Annotated in this window: 22 protein-coding genes; 15 read left to right on the top strand and 7 right to left on the bottom strand. The window is 63.4% G+C overall.

Annotated features, from left to right (window positions below; translation table 11 throughout):
• Nucleotides 1-524: 524 nt before the first annotated feature.
• From LB516_RS06030 to LB516_RS06020, 3 genes are all read left to right on the top strand, one after another.
• Nucleotides 525-2,276: a sensor histidine kinase gene (locus LB516_RS06030; protein WP_140726664.1), complete on the top strand. Its 1,752-nt coding sequence runs from the start codon at nucleotides 525-527 to the stop codon at nucleotides 2,274-2,276.
• On the top strand, nucleotides 2,251-3,033 hold the full coding sequence (locus tag LB516_RS06025; protein ID WP_140788184.1) for a peptidoglycan-binding protein: 783 nt from the start codon (nucleotides 2,251-2,253) through the stop codon (nucleotides 3,031-3,033). Before LB516_RS06030 ends, LB516_RS06025 begins: the two co-directional genes overlap by 26 nt.
• Before the next feature lie 71 nt (nucleotides 3,034-3,104).
• Nucleotides 3,105-3,452, top strand: coding sequence for a DUF1491 family protein (locus LB516_RS06020; RefSeq protein WP_224719122.1), 348 nt, complete (start codon nucleotides 3,105-3,107; stop codon nucleotides 3,450-3,452).
• On the opposite strand, the gene LB516_RS06015 is transcribed toward LB516_RS06020, so the two are convergent.
• The 6 genes from LB516_RS06015 to LB516_RS05990 all read right to left on the bottom strand — a co-directional run bounded on the left by LB516_RS06015 (nucleotide 3,430) and on the right by LB516_RS05990 (nucleotide 11,129).
• Nucleotides 3,430-4,455, bottom strand: a complete 1,026-nt coding sequence (locus LB516_RS06015; RefSeq protein WP_224719121.1) for a hypothetical protein — start codon at nucleotides 4,453-4,455, stop codon at nucleotides 3,430-3,432. The genes LB516_RS06020 and LB516_RS06015 overlap by 23 nt on opposite strands.
• Nucleotides 4,456-4,935: 480 nt before the next feature.
• Complete coding sequence (locus tag LB516_RS06010) at nucleotides 4,936-5,505, bottom strand: DUF1254 domain-containing protein (RefSeq protein ID WP_224719120.1); 570 nt, start codon at nucleotides 5,503-5,505, stop codon at nucleotides 4,936-4,938.
• Nucleotides 5,498-6,082: a DUF1214 domain-containing protein gene (locus LB516_RS06005; protein ID WP_015318639.1), complete on the bottom strand. Its 585-nt coding sequence runs from the start codon at nucleotides 6,080-6,082 to the stop codon at nucleotides 5,498-5,500. The genes LB516_RS06010 and LB516_RS06005 overlap by 8 nt, the downstream gene beginning before the upstream one ends.
• Before the next feature lie 109 nt (nucleotides 6,083-6,191).
• A complete protein-coding gene (locus LB516_RS06000; RefSeq protein ID WP_015318638.1) occupies nucleotides 6,192-8,345 on the bottom strand; it encodes a transglycosylase domain-containing protein in 2,154 nt (717 codons plus the stop codon).
• Nucleotides 8,346-8,568: 223 nt separating this feature from the next.
• The gene (locus LB516_RS05995; RefSeq protein ID WP_224719119.1) at nucleotides 8,569-9,501 is read right to left on the bottom strand and encodes a dimethylarginine dimethylaminohydrolase family protein; all 933 of its coding nucleotides are present in this window, start codon (nucleotides 9,499-9,501) and stop codon (nucleotides 8,569-8,571) included.
• Nucleotides 9,502-9,542: 41 nt separating this feature from the next.
• Nucleotides 9,543-11,129 carry an amidohydrolase gene (locus tag LB516_RS05990; RefSeq protein ID WP_224719118.1) on the bottom strand — a complete coding sequence of 529 codons (1,587 nt, stop codon included), beginning with the start codon at nucleotides 11,127-11,129 and terminating at the stop codon, nucleotides 9,543-9,545.
• A gap of 76 nt (nucleotides 11,130-11,205) precedes the next feature.
• Between LB516_RS05990 and LB516_RS05985 the strand changes: the two genes are divergently transcribed.
• The 5 genes from LB516_RS05985 (at nucleotide 11,206) to LB516_RS05965 (ending at nucleotide 16,173) form a co-directional block, all read left to right on the top strand.
• Nucleotides 11,206-12,102 (top strand): LysR substrate-binding domain-containing protein, encoded by an 897-nt coding sequence (locus tag LB516_RS05985; protein ID WP_015318635.1) that lies wholly within the window; start codon nucleotides 11,206-11,208, stop codon nucleotides 12,100-12,102.
• A gap of 122 nt (nucleotides 12,103-12,224) precedes the next feature.
• Complete coding sequence (locus LB516_RS05980; RefSeq protein WP_224719117.1) at nucleotides 12,225-13,319, top strand: ABC transporter ATP-binding protein; 1,095 nt, start codon at nucleotides 12,225-12,227, stop codon at nucleotides 13,317-13,319.
• A gap of 70 nt (nucleotides 13,320-13,389) precedes the next feature.
• Nucleotides 13,390-14,502: an ABC transporter substrate-binding protein gene (locus tag LB516_RS05975; protein ID WP_140663157.1), complete on the top strand. Its 1,113-nt coding sequence runs from the start codon at nucleotides 13,390-13,392 to the stop codon at nucleotides 14,500-14,502.
• A 22-nt stretch (nucleotides 14,503-14,524) separates the two neighbouring features.
• Nucleotides 14,525-15,358, top strand: a complete 834-nt coding sequence (locus tag LB516_RS05970) for an ABC transporter permease (protein WP_015318632.1) — start codon at nucleotides 14,525-14,527, stop codon at nucleotides 15,356-15,358.
• Nucleotides 15,358-16,173: an ABC transporter permease gene (locus LB516_RS05965; RefSeq protein ID WP_140726684.1), complete on the top strand. Its 816-nt coding sequence runs from the start codon at nucleotides 15,358-15,360 to the stop codon at nucleotides 16,171-16,173. Before LB516_RS05970 ends, LB516_RS05965 begins: the two co-directional genes overlap by 1 nt.
• Here LB516_RS05965 and LB516_RS05960 read toward each other — a convergent pair.
• Nucleotides 16,170-16,958 (bottom strand): 2-keto-4-pentenoate hydratase, encoded by a 789-nt coding sequence (locus LB516_RS05960; RefSeq protein ID WP_224719116.1) that lies wholly within the window; start codon nucleotides 16,956-16,958, stop codon nucleotides 16,170-16,172. The genes LB516_RS05965 and LB516_RS05960 overlap by 4 nt on opposite strands.
• Nucleotides 16,959-17,276: 318 nt before the next feature.
• Between LB516_RS05960 and LB516_RS05955 the strand changes: the two genes are divergently transcribed.
• The 7 genes from LB516_RS05955 (at nucleotide 17,277) to ccmE (ending at nucleotide 22,652) form a co-directional block, all read left to right on the top strand.
• Nucleotides 17,277-17,684 (top strand): DUF3168 domain-containing protein, encoded by a 408-nt coding sequence (locus LB516_RS05955; protein WP_015318629.1) that lies wholly within the window; start codon nucleotides 17,277-17,279, stop codon nucleotides 17,682-17,684.
• A 170-nt stretch (nucleotides 17,685-17,854) separates the two neighbouring features.
• Nucleotides 17,855-18,154 carry a hypothetical protein gene (locus LB516_RS05950; protein ID WP_015318628.1) on the top strand — a complete coding sequence of 100 codons (300 nt, stop codon included), beginning with the start codon at nucleotides 17,855-17,857 and terminating at the stop codon, nucleotides 18,152-18,154.
• Nucleotides 18,155-18,232: 78 nt separating this feature from the next.
• The gene (locus LB516_RS05945) at nucleotides 18,233-18,898 is read left to right on the top strand and encodes a response regulator transcription factor (protein WP_015318627.1); all 666 of its coding nucleotides are present in this window, start codon (nucleotides 18,233-18,235) and stop codon (nucleotides 18,896-18,898) included.
• Between the two features lie 28 nt (nucleotides 18,899-18,926).
• On the top strand, nucleotides 18,927-20,315 hold the full coding sequence (locus LB516_RS05940) for an ATP-binding protein (protein WP_224719115.1): 1,389 nt from the start codon (nucleotides 18,927-18,929) through the stop codon (nucleotides 20,313-20,315).
• Between the two features lie 186 nt (nucleotides 20,316-20,501).
• Nucleotides 20,502-20,942, top strand: a complete 441-nt coding sequence (locus tag LB516_RS05935) for a hypothetical protein (RefSeq protein ID WP_041163489.1) — start codon at nucleotides 20,502-20,504, stop codon at nucleotides 20,940-20,942.
• Nucleotides 20,943-21,063: 121 nt separating this feature from the next.
• On the top strand, nucleotides 21,064-22,200 hold the full coding sequence (gene ccmI / locus LB516_RS05930) for a c-type cytochrome biogenesis protein CcmI (protein ID WP_140618550.1): 1,137 nt from the start codon (nucleotides 21,064-21,066) through the stop codon (nucleotides 22,198-22,200).
• Nucleotides 22,201-22,208: 8 nt separating this feature from the next.
• Nucleotides 22,209-22,652: a cytochrome c maturation protein CcmE gene (ccmE, locus tag LB516_RS05925; RefSeq protein WP_015318623.1), complete on the top strand. Its 444-nt coding sequence runs from the start codon at nucleotides 22,209-22,211 to the stop codon at nucleotides 22,650-22,652.
• The last annotated feature ends 9 nt before the right edge of the window (nucleotides 22,653-22,661 follow it).

Here is a 22,661-nt window from a genome sequence, read left to right as displayed (position 1 = left end):
CTCGTCGTGACCGGATCATGCATCATATGGCATGACCTCTTTTATGGGCAGGATGTTGACACACAGGCACAAAGGACGGCTTGCACGATCGCCGAGAATTTTCCTCAAATTTTAGGCAAATTCGAAACGAAGCGTTTTGCTGTCGATTTGTTTCATATCGGAACGATTCTTCTCACCATTCGATAACCATCTATCCCGTTGAATGAATTGTGTCTTCGAGGAAATAAAGCGGCTTCGACGACTTGGCCCGCGGTCCGACGACAGGGCCGCCAGGATAACCCTCCGTTTACTATGGCTGCATTTGACCGGGTTTTCGGCCGCCGTCATCCCGATATTTGCCGCAGGGCGGGCCTTGGTCGGCCCTGCCTTATCCATTCCTTAAACGCTGGATGCGAGTTTCAAAGCCAACCAAGACAATCTGCAAAAGCAGAGCTGTTCACGACGAGTGCGAGTGCGTTGAATTGATGCCGATCGAGGCCAGATACGCTGAATTGCCTGGTGCAATAGCGGCCGGTTGTGAGCGCATGGTTCATCCCAGCGTTCTCGAACGGAGCGACCGCGAGCGCCAGCGCCGTTTCATCGGCGTGATGCTGGCCGCGCCATTTTTTGCAGCGGGTGCCGCGGTCACGCTGGTTACATCGGGGATGGGCGCCGCGGTGACCATGGCCGCCATTTTCGCGGCCTTCGGCCTGTGCTGGTTCGTCGCCCTGCTGGTAGCCGCTACCGGCAAGATGGCTGCCGCGGGGCCGATCGCCCTGGCGATGGCGGCGCTTGCCCTTGCCGGTCTCATCGGTGCCGCCGGCGGATTGAGTTCACCTGTCGCCATGCTTACCCTGGCGCTGCCATTCGAAGCCTGGTGGATCGGCGCGTCACGGCGTGCGGCATTGTGGGGGGGCGCGACAGCCGTCATCGCCATCGCCCTTCAGTCCTTGTCGGCCGCCTTCCTTCCATTGGCGGATGCGCACATCGCCGCCTGGCATTGGCTGGTGCCATTGGCCTGGGCGCTGGCCCTCATCCCGCGGATATCGGCTTTTCGCGGCACCGCCGGCGCGGCCGATACGCTCGATGCCGGTGATCGACTGGAAGACATCATCGACGCGGTGGTCTTGCGGGTCGCCCGCCACGGCGAGGTCGTGGATGCATCCGCCAAGTCGCGTACGCTTCTGAAATTGCCGCCTGAGCTGTTGTCCGGAACGGGCCTCTTCGATCGGGTCCACCTGTCGGATCGTGTCTCCTATCTCAGCGCCCTGGCCGACATGCGTGACGGCGCACGGTCGCGCCGCCTCGAATTGCGCATCAGGCTGCCCCAGAGTGGCAACGGCGCCCACAACGGAAGTGGCTTTGTGGCCGACAATTACCAGCCATTCGCGCTCGAACTGGTGCGTGGCGAGAAACAAGGCGACGTCTTCACGCTTGTCCTGCGCCAGAATGACGAGACCGCGCGACTGCGCGAAGAACTGGCGCAAGCCAATGAGACGGCGGCCGCCGCCGAAGTGGCCAAGGGCCGGTTCCTGGCAGTCGTGAGCCATGAACTGCGCACGCCGTTGAACGCCATCATCGGCTTCTCCGACATGCTGCTGCACGAGATGTTCGGCACCTTCAAGGATCCGCGCCAGAAGGAATATGTCGGTCTGGTGCGGGACTCGGGCCAGCATCTGCTGGCAGTCGTGACATCCATACTCGACGTATCGAGGATCGAATCGGGCGTTTACGCCACCGAGCCGGAGCCGTTCCGGTTCGTGGAAGCCGCAGACATGTGCCAGTCGATGATGCGGCTGCAGGCGCAGGCCAAGAATATCGACCTGCAGACGCAGATCGCCCCTGACGCCGGCGATATCAATGCCGATCGCCGCGCCGTACAGCAGATGCTCATCAACCTCGTTTCCAACGCGATCAAGTTCACCCCCGACGGCGGCGATGTCGTCATCGGCGCCAAGCGGATCGGCTCACGTCTGCATTTCTGGGTGAGGGACACCGGTATCGGCATCGCCGAGGAGGATTTCGCCAATCTCGGCAAACCCTTCACGCAGATCCAGAACGACTATACCCGCCGCTTTGAGGGCACGGGTCTTGGCCTTTCCCTGGTGAAGGGGCTGGTGGCCTTGCATGAAGGGACCATGTCGATCGAAAGCATGCCGGGCGAGGGCACCACGGTCACCATCAGCCTGCCGGTCGGCGGGCCGAAGGGGCGCCCCGCCAACCCGACCGGAGTGCTGACAATGCCGGTGACGAGGGCGAAAGGGGACGGAAATGGCTCGCTCCGCAAAACAGGCTAAGGCGGTCAAACGCCGCGGCAATGCCTTTCAGGACGGCGCCATCGCCGTCGGCGGCATGATTTCGCGCAATCCCGTCCTGGTGGGAGGATCGACCGCATTCCTGGTGACGCTGTTCTATGTCTCGGCGAATGCGCTATGGTATCAGCCTTTCCCGCACGCCGGGGCGTTTTTCGCCACACGCAATTTCCAGGGCGTTCCGCACGCCGCCGCCGACGAGCCCGAGACGACAATCAACATCGTGCGGTCCAATGCCGCGCCCGCCCCGATCAAGGGTGACCCGGTGGTCGAGCAGGTGCAAGGCATATTGAAGGACCTTGATTTCTATTCCGGCACCGTCGACGGCATTTCCGGCCCCAACACGCGCAAGGCCATACAGGCCTATCAACAGAAGGTCGGGCTGAACGCCTCGGGCGAGATCGACGCACTGCTCCTGGATCAACTGGGTGCAACGCCGAAGACGGCTGCCGTGCCGAAACCGCAACCTCGTCCTGACATGCCGCCGGCCGCAGTTCCCGTGTCCTTGCAGACCAACGAGGCACAGGCGAATGCCGCCTTGCAGGGGCCTGACCCCCGCATCGTCAAGATCCAGGCCGGGCTGAAGGCCTTCGGCAATGACGACATGCAACTGGATGGCGTCGTCGGAGCACGCACCAAGGCGGCGATCAAGGAGTTCCAGTCACTGTTCGGCTTGCCGCAGACCGGCGAGCCCGACGAGATCGTCTACGTCAAGATGCGCGAGATCGGCCTCACCAACTGACGGCCGAAAACGACGGCTCGCCCTCCACGGGAAATTTCGGTAGAGAGCCCGCATGTCGTCGGGAGTCTTCCATGCGCGTAACCACTGATCTGTGGGTCTCGGCCCTGTTGCGCCGGGTTTTCAGCGCCGGCGGATTTGCCGCCGTGGTCAATCGCGGCGCGACGGAGGCCGGGGCCGTGTTCATCCTGGCGCGGGGCAGGCTGGGTGAAACGGCTCTCTACGGGCCGGCACCGCAGACAAGCTACGATTCGGCCAAGCCCGAAGACCGTTTTTTCAGCCTTCTCGCCGCCGGCAACGATGCCGCCGTGCTGGATGCGAGACTGGAGCGCGAGAAAAAATTCGATCCCGACATCTGGGTGGTCGAGATCGAGGCCGGTAGCGTTCCCATCGAGGAACTTATTTCCGTGAAGACGCCCTGAGGCCGGGGGCGTCGGCTTCGTCGCTGTTGGAGGCCCTGCGGCTGTCGCCGTTTGCCGGTGGCTTGCCGCGAACCGTCTTGGACAGGGTTTCGGCCTTCCACTCCCGCACCTTATCCAGGGCCGCGTCGCGATGCAGCAGGCGGTAGCGGTCGAGATAGGCGCGGATGGCCTGGGGATGCGGAAACAGGCCGGGATAGACGGCGACAGTGATCAGGAATGCCCGGTCCTCGCTGAAGTCGAGCGAACGCAGCGCCGCAAGCAGCGGCGCATAGTTCTGGTGGGCGGTCAGCGATTGCGCAATCGAAAAATCAATGTCGAGAGCGTCCGCCAGCGCGGTGTGGAAGAACGCGGCGTTTCCCGTCAGTGCCGTCTCGCGCAGTTTGACAAAGGTGTCCGCGCCGGGGAACGCGTCGACCTTCGCCGCCAAGGCTTGGTCGCCGGTGCGCATCATGGAGCGCAGCTTGCGCCGCGCGCTCTCGGCGGCAACGCCGGGTGTCTGCTGAGTTTCCGCGCTGTCCGCCGTCGCTTGCGCCTTCACGACAAGGCTCTGCGCCGGGGCTGCTTCCGGATCCCGCGTCCGCACCAGGGTTGGCCTTTCGAGCGCCCTGATCAGATCGGCGATGGTCGGGTTCAGGTCCTTGCGCCGCGCTATGGCGCGCGCATGCGGCAGCCCATGCCGGCCAATCAGCGCGATCAGGTCGATGTCGCTGACGGCGCGCGAGCGGATGAGCAGTGGAGCGGCAATGTCGACCGGTTCCTCGCAGAGGCGCCGCACCAGGGCCGCGGGTGCGGATTCGCATTCGGAAAGGGCGGCTGCCACGTAGCGCCGCGATTCGACGGATACATCATCGAACAGAGGCAGCGTCAGGTCTTCGAGTTGGCCGATCTCCCGGCGCGACGGCCGCGTCAGCGAGCAGAACGCGGAAACGGCGGCGCGGAACAGCCTTTCGGCTTTTCCCGATTGCGTCCTTATCGCGATTTGCCTGAAATCCGAAGATGACACGAAGGATACGCCTGACACCAGATACACACTCGACCTCGCGCACCGGGACTATGTCGGTTTCGCGATTGCCTCGGTCAGAACTCACTGACCCGGGAACAAAGATCAATTTAGCCGCGATCCGTTAGCGCTCCGTTAACCCTCTGCCGGCCTTAATGATATTTGGAGGCGTTGCGTTGTGCTCCGGGGAAACCGAGAGGAATGCGCGAATCATGGGCATGGTACTGTCTTTCGTGCCGCGTGCGGCACCGGCCAATCGAGCCAAGCAAACCACCGAAATACCGGCGGCGGTGATCATATTTCCCGGCATCCGTTATGAGCGGTCCAGCACCGGCGAAGCCCGGCCTGCAGGGCCGGACAAGCCGGGATCGCCACGGACGCCAGTCCCCCATCACTGAGCAGTCCCCCACCACTGAGCTTTGCTGAAGCCATGGTGTGGTCCGTCAGGCCCTCTGCTCCGGATCCGCGATCGAGGATCGCGGCCTAGAAATCCTGCAACTCGCAGGAACTCTGATCGAGAAAGCGCGACACGATCGGCTTCCAGCTCTCGTCGGGTACGAAGCTGCGGATGACGAAGATGCCTTCATCGATGGGCGCCTCGACGAAGATCGCTCCCTGAAGATCCTCGGGCAGGTCCTTGCGCACGTCGATCATCTGCGCCGGCGTCAGCACGACGGCATCCAGCTTGCCGCCCGCCGCCGTGTGGTCGTTGAAGGAATAGATGTTGTGACCGCTGCGGTCATAGACCGACACCGACCAGAACGGGACGTCTCCCGGCGCCTTGATCCGGACCATTCCTTCCTTGAGGTCGAAGCGGCAGGCCGTTGCGTAGAACAGCGGGTCAACCGATTTCACCACCGGTGCGCCGCCCGCTTCGGCATCGAGCCGGTTCATCTTGTAGAGATCCGAAGCCATGGAGAGACGCGACCAGGCGTCGCGTTCCGAAAATTCCGGCACCAGAAGCAGGACGACAATGTGGACGATGCCGGCGCCGACGAGGCCGAGCAGGATGGCATGGAGAAGCCTGCGCAATGCGGCACGCAAACTACGCATCGCAGCCCGCCTTGACGATCCTGGGCAGCGAAACGTCTGACAGGCCGGTGCTGCTGGCGATCGGCGTGTCGTAGAGGGTCAGGACGAAATACATCCGTCCAGAACCGTCGGTCAGCAGCCAGTTGCCCGGCATCGGGTGATGGCCCACGGATATAATCACGGAATTGTCCGGTTGGCGTAGCACCTCGTAGGACTGAAGAGCCGCAAGCCGCGATTTGCCGGTCTCGACGACGCCGAGCGACTGATCGGCGGCATAAAGCGTCCAGAACCGCGCTGTCGGAAATCCGCCCTCGATCCTGTAGGTGCATTCCCGCTTGAGCTGGTCGCCGGCGGCATCCTTTTCCGCCACGAAGGACAGGCCCTCGGCGCGACCAAGCGCCAGCACGCCCTCGCGCGCCACGCGGGCCTTGGAATAGGGGTCCGCGGCCGGTGTGCCGATGTCGGGGAAGGCAGTCCACTGGCCGATCCTGATTGCGCCGACACCGTCCTGGATCTTCAGCGCATACCAGACGCTGGCACCGCCTCCGCCAATGGCTATGGCAAGCGAAATCAGCATCAGGAAGGCGTTCTTGAGCATGAAGGGCCAGGTGCGCGCAGGATTGCCGTTCGGGGATATCGCGGCGCGGGGCCTTGTGGCAAGCAGGCGTGATGGATTTGCCAGTCGGTCTTGTCTCAGCGGGCGGATATCACAGTGCCGACAACGTTTCGGGTGAAGCGGGGGCGTCGAGTTTGGGGGCCGCCTGGAACATCTGGCTCATGTCCCGCAACGTCTGTGTGGTTCGACTGGACAGCACCGGCGGCCGCTCGGCGGCGGCGTCAGCCGCTGCCTGCTCCTCGCTCTTCTTCTGTGCCTCGGCGGCCTTTGCCGCGACCTCCTCGTCGACGAAGGGCTTGTCTATCCCCGGGATCGGCTTCAAGTCGATGTTCTGGTGCGCGTAGACCATCAACCGCTGCCACACCATCGCCGGCAGCGAGCCGCCGGTCATGTTCTTGGTCGGGGTGAAATCGTCATTGCCCAGCCACACGGCTGCCGTGTAGTTGCCGGTAAAGCCGACGAACCAGGCATCGCGGTAGGATTGCGTGGTGCCGGTCTTGCCGGCGACGACGATGTTGGGAATTTGCGCCCGCCGCGCCGTGCCCATCACCGGCACGGCCGCCAGCATGGTGTTCATGGATTTCAGGGCCTGCTCGGACAGGACGCGATGCGGCGGCGGCGCGTCCTTGGTCCAGTCATACACCACGTCGCCGGTGCGGGTTACGAGCTGGGTGATGCCGTGCCGGGAACCGACGAAGCCATTCTGGGCGAACACGCTGTAGCCCGTCGCCTGGTCCATCACGGTCATGCCCGAGGTGCCGAGCACCATCGTCTTGTGCCCTTCGAGCGGCGATTCCACCCCAAACGATTCCGCCAATGCCTTGATCGGCGCGATGCCGAGATGGTCCTTGGCCAGCCGCACCGGCACGGTGTTGATCGACTTGGCCATCGCCATAATCAGCGTGATGTTGCCCGCCGACTCGCCGCTGTAATTGTGCGGCGACCAGTTGCCCCAGCTGATCGGCCCGCCAGAAATGATCGAGTTCGGCGTGAAGCCGTGTTCCATCGCCGTGGCGTAGACATAGGGCTTGAACGATGAGCCGGTCTGGCGCAGTGCCTTGGTGGCGCGGTTGAACTGGCTGGCGCCGTAGTCGCGGCCGCCGACGATCGCCCGCACCGCGCCATTGGTCTCGATCACCACCACGGCCCCTTCGGTGACGTTGTACTCCTTGCCGAACTGGCGCAGGTGGAACTCGACGGACTCCTCCGCCGCCTTCTGGATGTTGGCGTCGAAGGTGGTGTGGGCAACCAGCGAGTGCTGGCCTGGCTTGGCGATCTTCTTGACCTCATCGAAGGCCCAGTCGAGGTAGTAGTCGGGGCTCTTCTGTTCGCCGCGGTCGACGACGTCGGCCGGGTGCAGTCTGGCCTGCAGCACCTGGCCCTCGGTCATGAAGCCGGAATCGACGAGGTTGGACAGCACCACGTTGGCCCGCGCGCGCGCCGCCGGCAGGTTGATATGCGGCGCATATTTGGTCGGCGCCTTGAACAGGCCGGCCAGCATCGCCGCCTCGGCAAGGTTCAGGTCCTTGACGCTCTTGCCGAAATAGAAGTCCGCCGCCGCCTCGATGCCGAACGTGCCACCGCCCATATAGGCGCGGTCCAGATAGAGCTGCAGGATTTCCTTCTTCGACAGATTGGCCTCCAGCCACAGCGACAGGAACGCCTCCTTGATCTTGCGCTCGAACGTGCGCTCATTGGTCAGGAACAGGTTCTTGGCCAGCTGCTGGGTGATGCTCGAGCCACCCTGGACGACCGAATTCGCCCGCACGTTCTCGAAGATCGCGCGCGACAGGCCGAGCACATCGATACCGTAATGGTCGAAAAACCGGCGGTCCTCGGTGGCGAGGACCGCCTTGATGACATGGTCCGGCATCTCGTCGACCGGCACGGAATCGCGCTGGATGATGCCGCGCTGGCCGATCTCGTTGCCATAGCGGTCCAGGAAGGTGACGGCGAAGTCGCCCTGGGCACGCCAGTCGCCGGTGGTGTCTTGGAAAGCGGGTATCGCCAGCGCCAGCATCACCACCATGCCGCCGGCGCCGAGTGTAAAACCTTCGCTCAAAAGTTCGATGAAGCCGCGGCGCCAACCCTTGAGACGGAAGCGCCGCGAGAAGATCGTCGCGGCCTCCCAGAACTGGCGTGCCTTGAACCCGATCTCATAGAGCGAGGAATCGAGCCACGCGTCCAGCGCCAGCAACCAGGCGGCGATCGGACCTCTTCTCTTGCGTGGTTCAGGGCTGACCATTCAAAAAACCCGGCTCGGTTCTGGCGCGACCTGAAAACCGCAAGCGGGCAATTTCAGGGCGGCGCCCTGTGCGACTATTCATCCATTTACGGACACTCACAAGGGCGGGGAGGACACAGGGGCACGGTTTGTTGATGGAAGAACCAGGTACCCGGCGGCCGGTTCCTCGCCCGCCAGGTACTCGATCCGGCGAGCGGGAGCAGTTTTGCCGTTTTCCCGACTATCAGGCCGCCTCGCGTTTCAGCGCCTGTGCCATGCAATGGATACCGCCGCCGGTCTTGGAGATTTCGCTCATGTCGACGGCCGCGACCTCGAAGCCGCGCGCCTTGAGTTTTTCGATCAGCATCTTGCTGGACGTCGGCGCGATCACCCGGTCCTTGCCCAGCGACATGAAGTTGCAGCCGAGTGCCATCGTGTCCTGGAAGGGAACGTCGATGATCTCGTGCCCCTTGCCCTTCAGCCAGTCGACGATTCCAGGCTCGGTGCAGGCGAGGCAGACGGCGGTGAGCTTTTCGGCGATCGGCACCACCATCAGGTCGATATGGACGTAATATTCGTCGATGAAGGCAATGCGTGTCTCCCAGCCTTCCTTCTCGAACCAGGCCTGCACCTGCCGGGCGCCTTCCTCCTGCGTGCGGGCGCCGCCGCAGCCGATCAGCACCACGCCGTCCTCGATGACATTGAAGTCGCCGCCCTCGAAAGTGCCGGCCGTAACCATGTCGTAGATCGGGATGCCGAGCTTTTCATAGGTGCGGATGGCGGCGTAGTTCTCGCCGCGCCGCCACCAGTTGGCCATGGCGGTGATGATGGCGCCATAAGGCGTCATCACGCTGGAATCGCGGGAATAGACCTGCATCGGCAGTTCCGGCGTCGGCTCGTGCCAGTGAATGTTGACGCCGAAATGCTCGTAGGCCGCGACAAGATCCTTGTGCTGTGCCTGCGCGATCTGAACGTTGCAAGGGGCTTCACGCAGGTGCTTGCGCGACAGCGAACTGGTCGACAGGTGGCGCAGGAAATTCGGCGATCCGAGCAGCACGTCGGTCAACACGTCGGTTTCGTTGGCGAAGCCCCAGACGGTCAGTGGCTTGGTACCACCGGCGGGGTTGCGGCGTTGAAGCGAAAACGGCTCGGCGATGATGCGGTCATGGACGGTCATGCGGGTTCTCCTCGTGGGCTCGTTCTAAAGGGTTGGTCAGGTCATGCATTGCTTGGGATCCACCAGTCGCGGCCGCGCGCGGTGGTGACATATTCCGGCCAGCGGAAGTTGATCGGCGGTTCGTAGTCGCAGAGCGGCGCGATCCAGTTGGAGCCGCCGACGCCACCGCCGGTACGGGTGATGAACTCGTCCTTTGCCGCGTCGCGGGCGGTCTGGTCCTCGAGCAGGCGCAGCGCCGCCAGCGCGACCGTCTTGGCGGCGCAGATGACCATCGGGTCGATCGTCGCGGGAATGCCACCCAGCGCATTCATCACCCAGGAGGGATAGGCACCGCCATTCGCCGAGCGGAGCGCTGGGCGGGCGACATAGAAGCGGGCGGTCGGCGCGTGCCAGCTCATGTCGGTGTAGTCGTCGGAGGTCGAGTTCACCTGGGACGGTGGCAGGTCGCGGCGCAGGATCGCCTCAGCCTCTTGTGGCGAAATCAGCCGCTCAAGCTCATCGATAAAGGGGTTTTCGGTAGCAGTGCCGCCGGCATTGACCTGGATTTCCCGCGCGATTGTTCTGGCCAGTTGGTCCCAGCGTGGCGGCCCGACAGTCGACAGGGCTTCATGGGCAATCCCAGCCATGGCGTGGTTCGCGAGCCCAGGCCGTGACTTCGATACCCAGTGCCGCTCGTAGCGGCAGCCGCTGATCGCGGCCGCGGCCGCGGCGTTGCGGTCGAGCACCGCCGTTACCTGCTCGGCCATGCCGATGGCGGGCACGCGGATCATGTACTGGATCTCGGCCAGTCCCGCCGGCAGATTGTCGGCCGTGGCCTGGCCGGCCGTCAGGATCGCCTCGCTGATCGACCAGCCGCCCTGGTGTGGCAGCATGGAATCGCGCAACGCCTTGGAAGCCATGTACATGGTCATCAGTGCATCGTTGGCGCCCGGTGCCCTGACCGCCGAATGCGCCTGCGGGATCGGTGCGCCGTCGCTTGCGCGAACCCAATTTTCGGGTTCGTCGCAGACGAAGCGATAGATCATCGCGTAGGCCGCGCCGCAATGCGTATCCCAGCGCGCGGTATTGCAGAGCGGCAGCATGTAGAAGGGATGGAAGGAGATCATGCCGGCAAGGCCGTCATAGTAGCCTTTTGCCGCATGGATCGGCTTCGAACCGCGCACTTTTTCGGCCGGCTCGCCGGTAAAGCGCAGAGTGCCTTGAATGTCGTGGCGCTGCATGGCGGCTTTGGTGGCGAGCAGGCCGCCGAGACTTGCTATGCCGAGCCCCGAATGCGGGTCGGTATGGCCGCCGGCCTCGGCGCCAAGGCCAGGTCGCGGCTGCCTCACCGTCACGGCGTCCTGGCAATTGCCGGGCACGGCATCATATTCGGCATACATGCCCACTGTCGGTCCGGCACCGTTCGTCCAATGGGCGCAAAAGGCGGTCGGCATGCCGCCCGAGCCTTCCTCGACCGAAAATCCCTCGCGCTTGAGTCGATCGACATACCAGGCGGCCGACTGGTACTCGCGCCAGGCGGTCTCGCCGAAATCGAAAATGGTGCGTGTCCATGCCGACAGCAGGGGCTGGATGCCGCCCAGGCAGGCAAGCGCGGTCTCTTGCGCCGATGTCGTCACCGGTTTCTCCATGCTCTAGAAGAAAGCAGTGAAGCGGCTCGCCAAAAAGTGATATGTTTTCCTGGTTCATGCAAATTCGGTTCACCTCTTGAGAATCCCATCGACACAGGCGCTACGCGCGCTCGACAGTTTTGCCAGACATGGCAGCGTCTGGCGCGCCGCCGACGAACTGCACCTGACCCGCAGCGCGGTGAGCCACCAATTGCGGCTGCTCGAGCGAGATCTCGGCTTCGATCTGCTGGAGCGGATCGGCAAGGGGGTGGCGCTCACCCCGCGTGGGCAGCGCTATGCCAGCGACGTGCGCAAGGCGCTGACCGTGCTGGGTGACGCGGTGACGCGCGATGCCGGCACTGGCGTCGGCGGCTCGTTCGCCATCTCCTGTACACCGGGCTTCGCCTCGCTGTTCCTGTGCACCCATATCGGCGAGTTCCGGCAGATGTACCCCGATGTCGCGCTGCGCATCCTGACGCCCCGACGGCTCGACGATGTCAGCAATGCCGACGCAGACGCCTTCATCGCGTTCGGCGTGGGTAACTGGCCGAACCGCATGGCCGAGCTGTTGTGCGAAATCTCGTTCACGCCGCTCTGCAGCCCGACGCTGCTCAACAAGGTCGGCGGCTTTTCCCGGCCGGCGGACGTACTGCGCGCCAATCTGCTCCATCTCGACGACACCGAGGATTGGGCACGCTGGCTGGCGCTGTCCAAGGTCGAAAACCCGGACACCGAAGGCGGCATCTTCTTTTCCGACATGAACCTCGTCTTCTCGGCGGCGATTGCCGGGCAGGGGATCGCCATGGGTGACGAACTGACCAGCCGCCGTGCGCTGAGCGAAGGCCGTCTGGTCAGGCCTTTCGACATCGCGATCAAATCGCCGCGCTCCTATTTTCTGGTCTCCGAACACGCCAAGGCCTCGCACCCGGTCCTGGAAGCGTTCGCGGGATGGCTGAGGTCTACTCTCTCCGAGAACCGCATTCAGCCCTATTGAGAGGCAGCGTGGCGCCAGCCCGCCATAGATGAATGAAATTTGCCGATCAGGCGAAAACTATTCGGTTGCGGTGAGCTTCCGCCCTGCCTACGATTTGGCTCAACGGTAAGGATAGAGGCAGGATGCAGCAACCCGGCCGGGCCGCAGAGATCAAGGCAATCGGGATCGGCAAGAGCTTCGGCTCGTTCCGTGCGCTGGACAATCTGACGCTCGACATAGGCCGCGGCGAGTTCCTGACGCTGCTTGGGCCTTCCGGCTCCGGCAAGACCACCTTCCTGATGATCCTGGCCGGCTTCGTGCAGCCGAGCGAGGGCAGGCTTTTCAGCGACGGCGCCGATATCACCGACCGCCCGGCCGAGCAGCGTGCCGCCGGCATGGTGTTCCAGGGCTATGCGCTCTTTCCGCATATGAGCGTCGAGGCCAACATCGCCTTCCCGCTCAAGGTCCGCAAGAAATCGGCCGCCGAGATCAGGAAGCGTGTCGGCGAGATGATCGAGCGCGTCGGTCTGGTCGGCCACGAGAAGAAATTGCCCTCGCAGCTTTCCGGTGGCCAGCAGCAGCGCGTCGCGCTGGCCCGCGCGCTGGTGTTCGAGCCGGGCGTGCTCCTGCTCGACGAGCCGTTTTCGGCGCTGGACAAGAGCCTGCGCGGCCAGATGCAGGCAGAGATGAAGCGCCTGCACCAGGAGACCGGCACCACCTTCGTCTTCGTTACCCACGACCAGAGCGAGGCGCTGGCGCTGTCTTCGCGCGTCGCCATCTTCAATCATGGCAAACTGCTGCAGGTCGGCGCACCGGACGAGGTCTACGACCGGCCGGACAATCGCTTCGTCGCCGAGTTCCTCGGCGAGATCAATATGCTGCCGCTGAAGGGGGTTAAGGCCGTCGACAACGGTTCGACTGGCCTCTGTGAGGACCGCGCGGTCAGCATGCACTGCAAGGCTGAGAAGGTGCGTGGCGACGCCATCCTGGCGATCCGGCCCGAACACATGTCGATAGCACGCGAGGCCGCCGCCGGAGAGAACGGCATTGCCGCGACGGCAATCGCCTCGACCTATCTGGGGGCGGCGACCAAGCTCGACCTCACCACGCGCCAAGGTGCCAAAGTCACCGTCTCGGTGCCCAACGAGGTCGCGGCGGCGGCGCTCAGCAAGGGCAATTCCGTGTGGCTGACATGGCCGGCGGAAAAGGGTTTCCTCCTTCCGGACGGAGGACAATGAGCGCCGGCGCGGCCTGATCAGCCGCACCGGCTTCCGGAATCAAAATCAACGAAAACAAAGGGGAACTGACATGAACGACACCAAGAAACAGGCCATCGAAACGCTGTCCGAAAGGACGAGACGCGGCGAGATCTCGCGTCGGCAGTTCACGCAACTCGCTGCCCTCGTGCTCGCCGGCACGCCGATGCTGCTGCGCTCGACCGGTGCCTTTGCCGCAGCGAAGGAACTTGTGCTGGTCAACTGGGGCGGCGATGCCATCACGGCCTACGACGCGGCCTATGGCCAGGCCTTCACCAAGGATACCGGTATCACCGTCAAGATGGACGGGTCGGGCCCGACCGAAGGCGCGATCGCCGCGCAATCCAAGAGCGGCGCCCCGACCTGGGACCTGGTCGACGTCGACCCGTTCTCGGCCATTACGCTCGGCGCCCAAGGCATGCTCGAGCCGATCGACTACAACATCGTCGACAAAAAGAAGATGCGGCCGGGCTTCGGCTGGGACTATGCCGCCTCGACCTATTTCTTCTCCTATGTCATCGCCTACGATTCCGAGAAATACGGCAAGGATGCACCGACTGGCATGGCCGATTTCTTCGATGTGAAGAAATTCCCGGGCAAGCGTTCGCTCTACAAATGGGGCGTGTCGAGCTGGGAAGCGGCCCTTTTGGCCGACGGCATCGCGCCGGCTTCGCTCTACCCGCTCGACCTAAAACGTGCGCATGACAAGATATCAGCCTTCAAGGAAAACGTCGTCGCCTATTGGGGCGGCGGCGCCGAGAGCCAGAGCGTGCTGCTCAATGGCGAAGCCTCCATGGCGATCGTCTGGTCGACGCGCGCCTCGCTGATCGAGCAGGATTCCGGCGGCAAGATCAAGTTCATCTGGGACCAGGGCCTGATCTCGCCCGGCGCACTGGCCGTGCTCAAGAACAACCCCGGCGGCAAGGATGCGGCGATGAAGTTCATCGCCAGCGCCCAGGATCCGGAAAAGCAGCTCGTCATGTTCGACAAGCTCGGCCAGGGTCCGGCCAATCCGGCGGCCGACGCGCTGATCCCCGCCGACAAGAAGCGCATCAACCCCGTCGATCCCGAGAACATGAAGAAGCAGATCCCGCTCGACATGGACTGGTACGCCAAGAACTATGGGCCGGCGCTCGACGAATACACCAAGATCATCTCCGCCTGACCGGCGGCGATGCTGATCTAACATGAGAGGCGTTCTCTCCGACAGGATGGGCGCGGCGCTGTTGATGGCGCCGCTGCTCCTTTTTCTCGGCCTTGCCTATGCCTGGCCATTTCTCGGCGTGGTGAAATGGAGTTTCACCTTGCCGACGCCCGGGCTTGGCCAGTACGAGGCGTTGCTCACCGACGATCTGGTCCAGTCGGTGTTCATCCGCACGCTGCGCATCGCCGCGATCGTCACTATAGTGTCGGTCGCCGCCGCCTATGCTATTACGGTCGTCTGGGTTCGCGGCAGCCCGGCGCAGCGCCTCATCGCCGAATTCTGCATCCTGGTGCCGTTCTGGATCTCGGTGCTGACACGCGCCTTCGGCTGGGTGGCACTGCTGTCCAATCGCGGCCTGATCAACACCTGGCTGCAGTCGATCGGTTTTATCTCCGAACCGCTGACTTTGGTACGCAACGAATTCGGCGTCATTGTCGGCATGACGCATTTCCTCATTCCTTTCGCCGTCTTTCCGCTGGCTTCGGCCATGCGCAGCCTTGACGAGCGTGTTCTGCTCGCCGCGCGCGGCCTCGGCTCCAGCCGCATGCGCACCTTCTGGACGGTGTTCGTGCCGATGACGCGCTCCGGCATTATCGGCTCCGCGATGATCGTGTTCGTCTTCTCGCTCGGTTTCTTCGTCACGCCGGCGATTCTCGGTGGCGGGCGCAGCGTCATGATCGCCGAACTGATCTATCTCAGGATATTCCAGAGCCCGGACTGGGGGCTGGGGGCTGCGATCAGCGTCGTGCTGGTACTGTTCGTCGGCGCGCTGATGGCGCTCTTGTTCCGTTATGTCAGACCGAAGCAGCTGATCTGATGCCGACTTATCGCCCCGGTCCTGTCTCCCTGGTTATTGCCGCCCTGGTGGCGTTGTTCCTGCTGTTGCCGCTGTTGGCCGTCATCCCCGTGTCGCTGACGCCGAGCCGCATGCTGGCGATGCCGACGGGCGAATTGTCGTTGCGCCACTACCGATCGTTGATCGAGGATCCGCGCTGGCTCCAGTCGATCCTGCTTTCGATCCGCATCGGCATCGTCAGCAGCGCCATTTCAACTGTGCTGGCGCTCTGCTTCAGCCTCGGCGTCTGGATGTTCCAGCCGCGCTTCACCGCGACCCTCGTCGGCTTCGTGCTGTTGCCGATGGTGGTGCCACCGGTGGTTTCGGCGGTCACGCTCTACTTCCTGCTCACCTCCATCTCGGGCGTCAGTTCCTTCTTCGGCTACGATACCTGGCTCGGCGTTGCCATGGCGCATTCGGTGATGACGGTGCCGTTCGCGACGGTGCTGATCCTGGTCTCGCTCAGCCAGCTAGACCGACGCATCGACCTTGCCGCGCGGGGGCTTGGCGCAAGTGTTTGGGAGCGCGCCACGCGCGTCATCATGCCCAACGTCAAGTTCGGCATCGTCACCGCGGCGCTGCTGTCCTTCGTGCTGTCCTGGGAAGAGATCGGCGTCACTTTGTTCATCACCTCGGTCAACGCCATCACGCTGCCGCGCCTGATGTGGATGGGACTACGCGACAACATCGACCCGGCGATCGCCGCACTGTCGGTGATTTTGATCATCATTACCGTGCTGGTTCTGGCGGTGAGGAGCGTCGTGGTCAGGCTGAACCGGGGGAGCAAGCCGGTCTAGACGAACCGCACCGACACTTTGCCGAACCTGCCCAAATCGCCAATGACTTCATCACCGGCGGCGACGCTGATCGGTGTCACGCAAGTTCCGGTGATCACCACCTGTCCCGGTTGGAGCCCTATGCCAAGCCCCGACAGCTCATTGACCAGCCATGTCAGGGCGATGCGCGGGTCGCCGAGGACAGCCGCGCCCGTTCCGTCGTGCCGCGACTTACCCGAAACGAAACCCGTCACCGGGTACTCCGCGAGGTTCACGTCGCGCCAATCGTCTTCGGCAGGCTGGCCGATGACAAACAGATTGGCGCAGGCATTGTCCGCGATCAGCTGCAGCGCGCCGACAGCGCAGAAATCATCATATCGTGAGTCCGGTATTTCGATCGCCGGATGCAGGGTCGCCACGGCGTCCATGACTTCAGCGATTTCATAAGGTGCCCCGCGAGGTGGGATCCGGCGGCCGAAACGGAATGCGAATTCGACCTCGGCGACCCGCATCTTGCTCGTCGCGAGCGAGACGATCCCGCCGACCTCGACCGCTTTTTCGGCGAGCAGACGCCCGGCCATCGGGCCGTCGACGTTGATATGCCTTTGACCGGCCAGGCTGGTTGCCGCGATCTTCCAGCCGAAAAGCGGGGCCGCCGAACGCTCCATGACATGCGACTGGATGGCGTAACCTTCGGTGCGCGTTTTCGGCCGCAGTTCCTCGGGTATGGCGTCGAAGTGGGTGCCATTGTCCCAATGGCCTACCAGCAGACGTGACGCGGCCCTGGCCTTTTCTGGATCGAGCATGATCAGCTCCGGAAATCGGGAACATGCCCCTCTGTCCGGCCAAGCCGGCAAGGAACATTCCGTCGTATGGACCAGCCTATATGGGGCAAGATCGCGTGACCAGACAATCGGAGGCAAGCTCATGGTCAATTTGGCTCTACCGCGCCGGCCGACGAGATTGTCGGCAAGTCGCATTTTCGAGATCATCGGCGTTCATGATTCCGATGACGAATCGCCATCGTCTTCGCGTGGCGAACCGCTATATCTGAGAAGGGATGCGGACATGGGCAGGCTTTGGAAAAGCATTGTCGGTGGCGCAACGGCTTGAGGAAATGGACGATGACCGCGCCCGGCGATTTGCAGCAGGCCCTGTTTCTAAGACTGAAAAGCGATGCGTCGCTGTCGGCGCTGCTGGGTGGCGCCGGACTGCTCGAGCGGGCAACCGACAACGTCGCCTTTCCCTATGTGACTTCAGGCCAGACTTCTGCCTTTGACTGGGACACCGGCGCCGAGAACAACGACGACCAGCTGATCACGCTGCATGTCTGGTCGAAGGCGCATGGCGAGGCCGAGACCCGGGCGATCATGGATGCCATCAAGGCGCGGCTTGCCGGAGCGGTGTTGGTTATAGGCCCGCGTGGCCAGACGCGGCTGTCGCTGGAATTCAGCGAGGCGCGTTACGATGAGGAACTCCTTGTCCACCATGGCCTGCTGCGATTCCGTGCGCTGACGCAGGAAAACGCCTGACGCACTTTCAATATCACCAAAACGGAGTCTAGACTGAGCTTTCGCGGGTTTCACTGGGGGGCGGTGAAATTCAAGATGTCTGTCTCGTGTTGCAGGGGTGTGGCGAGCATGGTTTCAGGGCCGTTCACTGTTCATTTCACGTTCAGCACCGATGCGTTACAACGCGGGTCATGAAAACGCTTCGCTCCCATTTCCGAACCGCGACCCTGGCGCTTAGTGCCGCCGGGCTGTTTGCGTCGCAGGCAATGGCGATACCGGTCATCGAGCCCGACCAGGCCAGCCCGATCGTCCTGGCTGCATCCGACTGCTATGCGATCGGTCAGCAGGTGGCTCAGCAGAATGGCGGAACGCTCGCCAAGGCTTCGGCATCGACGCGTGGCGGCCAGCCGGTCTGCGTCATCGTCGTGCTCGTGCCCGGCAAGGACGGACAACGTCCGCGCCGCTCCGAAATCGTCGTTCCGCAGAACTGACCGGTCTTCCCTCCGTTTCCCAGGCCAGCGGAATCGGCCTATATCTGAAATCTTCAATCAACAGGCATTGGTCCCCGTATGCGCGTACTCGTCGTCGAGGATGACAAGGATCTCAACCGGCAGATCTCGGATGCGCTGGTCGATGCCGGCTATGTCGTCGATCGTGCCTTCGACGGCGAGGAGGGCCATTTCCTCGGCGACACAGAGCCTTACGATGCCGTTGTGCTCGACATCGGCCTGCCGCAGATGGACGGCATCAGCGTGGTCGAGCGCTGGCGTCGCGGCGGCCGCAAGATGCCGGTGCTGATCCTGACCGCGCGTGACCGCTGGAGCGACAAGGTCTCCGGCATCGACGCCGGCGCCGACGACTACGTCACCAAGCCGTTCCACATCGAGGAGGTGCTGGCGCGCGTCAGGGCCCTGATCCGCCGCGCGGCCGGCCACGCCTCGTCGGAACTGACCTGCGGGCCGCTGCGTCTCGACACCAAGGCTTCGAAGGCCGATGTCAACGGCGTGCCGCTGAAATTGACCTCGCACGAATTCCGGCTGCTTGCCTATCTGATGCACCACATGGGCGAGGTCGTTTCGCGCACCGAACTGGTTGAGCATCTCTACGACCAGGACTTCGACCGCGATTCCAACACCATCGAGGTCTTTGTCGGACGATTGCGCAAGAAGATGGGCATCGACATGATCGAAACCGTACGCGGCATGGGCTACCGCATGCGCGAGCCGGAGGCGTAAGGCGGAACCGCTCCCCACCAACCCGGCCGTGGGCAGACGGCTCTCGCTGCGCGCGTGGCCGCGCTCGCTGACGTTCCGCGTCATCGCCTTCTCCACCGTGTGGGCGATCCTGACCCTGGTCGTCATCTTCACCCTGATCACAACGCTCTACCGACAGGCCAGCGAGCGGGGCTTCGACAGCCTGTTGTCGGCGCATCTGTTCAACCTGATCGGCTCCATCGGCATCTCCGACAGCGGCGCGTTGACCGGCTCCCCCGATCTTGGCGATCTCCGTTTCTCGGAACCGAATTCGGGCTGGTACTGGTCCGTCGAGCCCGCCTCGGAAGGCGTGCATGGCGATCTTCACTCGTCGTCCATGACCCGGACCATCCCGTCGCCGGACGTGGCGGATGTTCCCTTCAACGCCAATTTCCAGCGCAGCTATGCCGCGCAAGGCATCAATGGCGAGGAGCTGGTCGTGTTCGAGAGCGAATTCGTTCTCGACGCGAAGAACCGCGCCGCGCGCTTCCGCGTCATGGGCAACAAGACCGAGTTGGAGCAGGAAATAGGAACGTTCCAGCGCCGCCTGCTGACCTATCTCAGCCTGTTCGGAATCGGCATGATCGCCATCAACGCCATCGCCATCCTGCTCGGGCTGCAGCCGTTGCGCAGGGTCCGGAACGCACTCGCCATGGTGCGCGAGGGCACCGCACAGAGGCTCGACGGCCGCTTCCCGGCCGAGATCGAACCGTTAGCCAACGAAACCAACGCCTTGATAGAAAACAACAAACGCATCGTCGAGCGTTCTCGGACCCAGGTCGGCAACCTCGCCCATTCCTTGAAGACACCGCTTGCCGTTCTGCTCAACGAGGGCCGGGCGCTTGGCGGCGCCAAGGGACAGTTGATCGCCGAGCAGGCCGCCTCCATGCAAAAGCAGATCGACCATTACCTGCAGCGTGCCCGCGTCGCGGCGCAGCGCGACAGCGTCGTCTATCGCACGCCGGTGGCACCGCTGGTGCAGCGCATGGTGCGCGTTTTGCAGAAGCTGAACCCGCGGACCAGCCTGTCGCTGTCGCTGCCGGCCACCGAGATCGTCTTTGCCGGCGAACGCGAGGACCTCGAGGAACTGCTTGGCAATCTTCTCGAAAATGCGGTGAAATGGGCAAGGAGTGCTGTCGCGATCTCGGTCGTGCCCTTGGCCGGCAAGGATGAGAGCCTGTTCGAGATCAGCATCGAGGACGACGGACCGGGTATTCCCGAGGACAAGGCCCGTGAAGCGCTGAAGCGAGGGCGGCGCCTCGATGAGACCAAGCCTGGGACAGGCCTGGGCCTTGCCATTGTCGCCGATCTCGTCAACGAGTATGGAGGCGTCCTGGCACTCGAGCGGTCCGGCATGGGCGGACTGAAGGCGACGGTGCGATTGCGGAGCCTGCAGTAATGCTACCCAGGCCAATCGGCAGCAATGGAAGGCGCATATTGTGGCGGCATATCGATTGACCCCAGAGCAGCCGCCAGCGGCCAAATTTCCGACAAATATCAACACTATAGCCACGCCTACTTCTCCGATGACGCGGCCCCCGGCGCATCCATGGCAGACTCCAACTCAAGAAAACCGGTTGTTGGCATGAAGATTCGCGTCGCGCTTGTTTCCGCATTGCTGGCCGTGTCGGGCTGCACCACCTTGAGCGGCAAGGGTCCGACCGTGGCGGCGACACCGGCCTCGACGCCTCCGGCCGGCGGCAAGGTCGTTACCAAGTCGATCATCTCCGCCATGGGCGGCGGCCTCATTGGCGGGTCGATCGGCAACGGTCTGAGCGACACGGAGAAGCGCAGCGCGCTCGAGGCCGAATACAAGGCGCTCGAATACAACACCAGCGGCCAGAAGGTGACCTGGAAGGGCGATCAGGCCTCACGCTATGGCGAGGTCGTCCCTGCCCAGCCTTACCGCGTCGGTTCGCAGGATTGCCGCCAATACACGCAGACGGTGTTCACGGGCGGCGCCAGCGTCACGGCGCACGGAACAGCCTGCCGCAATGCCGACGGCAGTTGGACGCCATTGACCTAGCCAGCCGGGTCTCGTTGCGATCCGGCCGGTGGATTTCGATCGCGACATTCGGCGCGTGCCGTCAAAGCGTCGCAGGATGCCTGTGTTGGCAGGGCAGGGCTCTGCCGTTATTGGAAGAACCATGCTGTTCTGGGTCATAGCCGCAATTCTCACGCTGGGCGCCAGCCTGGCGGTGCTTTTGCCGTTGGCTGGTGCCTCCAAGGGCGCATCATCGAGCGGCGATCACGATCTGGAAGTCTATCGCGATCAACTGTCCGAACTCGACCGCGATGCCGGGCGCGGTTTGATCGGGCCCGCTGAAGCGGCCGAGGCGCGCGCCGAGATCGCCCGCCGCATCCTTCGCCTGGGCAACGCGGATATGGCGGCCAAGGCGTCCGGCAGGTCATCGGGCACCGTACGGCTTGTCGCGACCGTTGCGGTGCTGGCGGTTCCGTTGGTCAGTTGGGGGCTCTACAGTCAGATCGGCTCGCCTGACCTGCCGTCGCAGCCGCTCAGTGAGCGGTTGGCCAAGAACCCCGCCGACAGTTCGGTCGATGAGCTGGTGGCGCGCGCCGAGGCCCATCTTGCCGCCAATCCTTCCGACGGCAGGGGCTGGGACGTGCTGGCGCCGGTCTATCTGCGTATGCAGCGCTTTGCCGACGCCGCGGCGGCCTACCGCAACGCCATTCGCCTCGACGGCGACAGCGCTGTCCGTCAGGCCGGTCTCGGCGAGGCGATCGCCGGTGCGGCGGGCGGCATTGTTTCGGCCGATGCCCAGGATGCCTTCGAGGCGGCCTTGAAGCTTGACCCGGCCAATGCGAAAGCCGGTTTCTATCTGGCCATGGCACTGGCGCAGGAGGGTCGTGGCAAGGAAGCGGCCGCGGCCTGGCAGGCTATGCTTGGTACGCTGCCGCCGGATTCGCCGTGGCGCGGCGCTGTCGAACAGGCGCTGGCCAAATCCGGCGGCCCGGAAGTCGCCTCCGGCACGACCGCGAAAGGCCCCGATGCCGCCGATGTCGACGCGGCGTCCTCAATGTCGCAGCAGGACAGGGAAGCCATGATCAACACCATGGTCGCCGGCCTGGACGACAAACTTCGTCAAAATCCGCGCGACCCGGAAGGATGGATGCGGCTGGTTCGTTCCTATGTCGTGCTGGGCAAGGCCGATCAGGCGCGCGATGCGCTGGGCCGCGCCATCGCGGTCTTTGGCGCCGATAGTGACGAAGCCAAGAAATTCACCGCCTTTGCCGCCTCGCTCGGCTTGACGGCGACGGAGTAGAATTGGGTATGACGCGCAAGCAGAAACGATTGTCGGTGATCGCGGGCGGATTGGTTTTTCTGGGCGCCGCCACCGGGCTGACCTTCTATGCGCTTGGCCAGAAGGCGTCCTATTTCTACATGCCGGCCGATCTGACCACCGCCAGCGTTCAGCCGGGCCAGCGCATCAGGCTCGGCGGTTTGGTCGAAAAAGGCACCATCCAGCGCGGCCAGGGCGCAACAGTTGCCTTTTCGGTCACCGACACCCACAAATCGGTCAAGGTGACTTATACCGGCATTTTGCCCGACCTTTTCCGCGAAGAGCAGGGTGTCATCACCGAGGGTACCTTCGGTCCTGACGGCGTCTTTGTCGCCGACAGCGTTCTGGCCAAGCATGACGAGCGCTACATGCCCAAGGAAGTAGCCGACGGCCTGAAGGCCAAGGGCGTCTGGCAGGAGAGCAAGAGTGAGTAACTCTGGCGG

The sequence above is a fragment of the Mesorhizobium sp. CO1-1-7 genome (assembly GCF_020164885.1).
Lineage (GTDB): Bacteria > Pseudomonadota > Alphaproteobacteria > Rhizobiales > Rhizobiaceae > Mesorhizobium > Mesorhizobium australicum.
This window is presented reverse-complemented; position numbering and strand designations above follow the sequence as displayed.

What these genes read in the sequence shown, in the direction of transcription:
- ccmI (WP_140618550.1), top strand. Translation starts at nt 21,064, where the DNA reads ATGCTGTTCTGGGTCATAGCCGCAATTCTCACGCTGGGCGCCAGCCTG.
- LB516_RS06020 (WP_224719122.1), top strand. Translation starts at nt 3,105, where the DNA reads ATGCGCGTAACCACTGATCTGTGGGTCTCGGCCCTGTTGCGCCGGGTT.
- LB516_RS05955 (WP_015318629.1), top strand. Translation starts at nt 17,277, where the DNA reads ATGACCGCGCCCGGCGATTTGCAGCAGGCCCTGTTTCTAAGACTGAAA.
- LB516_RS05950 (WP_015318628.1), top strand. Translation starts at nt 17,855, where the DNA reads ATGAAAACGCTTCGCTCCCATTTCCGAACCGCGACCCTGGCGCTTAGT.
- LB516_RS05980 (WP_224719117.1), top strand. Translation starts at nt 12,225, where the DNA reads ATGCAGCAACCCGGCCGGGCCGCAGAGATCAAGGCAATCGGGATCGGC.
- LB516_RS05965 (WP_140726684.1), top strand. Translation starts at nt 15,358, where the DNA reads ATGCCGACTTATCGCCCCGGTCCTGTCTCCCTGGTTATTGCCGCCCTG.
- LB516_RS05960 (WP_224719116.1), bottom strand. Translation starts at nt 16,958, where the DNA reads ATGCTCGATCCAGAAAAGGCCAGGGCCGCGTCACGTCTGCTGGTAGGC.
- LB516_RS05975 (WP_140663157.1), top strand. Translation starts at nt 13,390, where the DNA reads ATGAACGACACCAAGAAACAGGCCATCGAAACGCTGTCCGAAAGGACG.
- LB516_RS06005 (WP_015318639.1), bottom strand. Translation starts at nt 6,082, where the DNA reads ATGCTCAAGAACGCCTTCCTGATGCTGATTTCGCTTGCCATAGCCATT.
- LB516_RS05970 (WP_015318632.1), top strand. Translation starts at nt 14,525, where the DNA reads ATGAGAGGCGTTCTCTCCGACAGGATGGGCGCGGCGCTGTTGATGGCG.
- LB516_RS05945 (WP_015318627.1), top strand. Translation starts at nt 18,233, where the DNA reads ATGCGCGTACTCGTCGTCGAGGATGACAAGGATCTCAACCGGCAGATC.
- LB516_RS06000 (WP_015318638.1), bottom strand. Translation starts at nt 8,345, where the DNA reads ATGGTCAGCCCTGAACCACGCAAGAGAAGAGGTCCGATCGCCGCCTGG.
- LB516_RS06030 (WP_140726664.1), top strand. Translation starts at nt 525, where the DNA reads ATGGTTCATCCCAGCGTTCTCGAACGGAGCGACCGCGAGCGCCAGCGC.
- ccmE (WP_015318623.1), top strand. Translation starts at nt 22,209, where the DNA reads ATGACGCGCAAGCAGAAACGATTGTCGGTGATCGCGGGCGGATTGGTT.
- LB516_RS06010 (WP_224719120.1), bottom strand. Translation starts at nt 5,505, where the DNA reads ATGCGTAGTTTGCGTGCCGCATTGCGCAGGCTTCTCCATGCCATCCTG.
- LB516_RS06025 (WP_140788184.1), top strand. Translation starts at nt 2,251, where the DNA reads ATGGCTCGCTCCGCAAAACAGGCTAAGGCGGTCAAACGCCGCGGCAAT.
- LB516_RS05935 (WP_041163489.1), top strand. Translation starts at nt 20,502, where the DNA reads ATGAAGATTCGCGTCGCGCTTGTTTCCGCATTGCTGGCCGTGTCGGGC.
- LB516_RS05990 (WP_224719118.1), bottom strand. Translation starts at nt 11,129, where the DNA reads ATGGAGAAACCGGTGACGACATCGGCGCAAGAGACCGCGCTTGCCTGC.
- LB516_RS05995 (WP_224719119.1), bottom strand. Translation starts at nt 9,501, where the DNA reads ATGACCGTCCATGACCGCATCATCGCCGAGCCGTTTTCGCTTCAACGC.